This window comes from Proteus sp. fly-1067 (assembly GCF_040139345.1).
In the GTDB taxonomy this organism is placed as follows: Bacteria; Pseudomonadota; Gammaproteobacteria; order Enterobacterales; family Enterobacteriaceae; genus Proteus; species Proteus vulgaris_B.
The window spans coordinates 1-524 of sequence record NZ_JBEEUL010000275.1 but is presented as its reverse complement, the minus strand read 5'-3'; the positions used below and the strand labels follow the sequence as shown (position 1 = coordinate 524).

The 524-nt window shown below is 30.5% G+C and carries 1 pseudogene; it reads left to right on the top strand.

The annotated features are described in order from the left end of the window. Positions 1–524: pseudogene (locus ABN217_RS20385) on the top strand (alpha-xenorhabdolysin family binary toxin subunit A); the annotation flags it as partial.

Here is a 524-nt window from a genome sequence, read left to right as displayed (position 1 = left end):
AACTTTGCATTAACATTACCCACTTCTTCTCACGATATCTTGTCATGGTTTAAAATTAGTAGCTCAGCAAACTTTCCGCTTGAAATCAGCCACCTCACAAATACTATCCAACTAATTAATAGTCATGCAAAAACTTGGGATAATGTTGAACAACAAGTAAAACAGCAAGCGATTAATCTATCATTAACTAGCCGAAATATTGTTCAAACAGGTAATCAAATAGTCGATTATATTAATCACATGCCAATTGTCCAACAAATAGCAAACAGCTTAGATGAACTCTCTGCAGAAGAACTACGAAATATAAGATATCAAAATGACGATCAACAGATTGCTACAGAATTACTCAGCATTCTAGGTTTTATAAAAGATGATATTTTAAATCAAGCAGATAAGACATCAAAGATAAAAAATATTATTTCTGATTTTCGAGTACATATTATCGGAGGGAATTTATCTAACTATCAAGAAGTCGATTCTTTACTTTTTAAAATTAAATCGATTTATATGCAATTAGATTCTAC